1 protein-coding gene and 1 pseudogene are annotated in these 554 nt (G+C 40.6%); one reads left to right on the top strand and one right to left on the bottom strand.

Translation table 11 applies throughout. From position 1 onward, the window contains the following. On the bottom strand, nt 1-239 hold a 239-nt coding region (locus R7Q11_RS28530), incomplete at its 3' end, for an isochorismatase family protein (protein WP_225467269.1). Between the two features lie 110 nt (nt 240-349). Between R7Q11_RS28530 and R7Q11_RS28525 the strand changes: the two are divergent. Beyond that, nucleotides 350-554 (top strand): annotated as a pseudogene (locus R7Q11_RS28525) (AraC family transcriptional regulator); the annotation flags it as partial.

Below are 554 nucleotides of genomic sequence, written 5' to 3'. Positions count from 1 at the left end.
ATTGAGATGACGTCGGGATGAATCTCCACACCAACACTGCCTTCCTCAAAGAAAGGGGCTTTCCCTTTAGGGGCCGAAGATACATGTTGAACAAGGAATATCGGGATATCTTGTGCTTTGGCTTTCCCCATCAACTGCTTAATGTTGTCCAAAGTGGTATCGGTATTCCACAAAGGAAATCGGCCATTCGGGAAATAGTCGTTTTGTATATCGATTACAAGTAATGCGCTGTTGCTCATGTTCAATTCCTGCTGATTTTGGTTCTCGTCTTGCCAAATTATGAGTAACTTGCTGCATTATTTTTAGAGTCTAAAATGACATAAAAGAAGTCAAAAACGACAAATTAAAGATGATCAAAATAAAGATTGGAATCTGCGAGTATCCCTCAGTATTGAAGTCGGCAGTTTATGGCTTTGAAGAGATGTTTTTGCTGGCCAACAGAATATGTAAGGAGCAGAACATTGAGGTTGTGTTTGAGCCGATTTTAATTCCACATACAGACCTAACCGCAGAAAGACTAACGGTTGTTTTGTTGCCACCTGCGTCACTTGATA

This window comes from Vibrio sp. 970, from assembly GCF_033339075.1.
The sequence above is the reverse complement of the archived record's forward strand: the minus strand, read 5'-3'. Positions and strand labels throughout refer to the sequence as shown.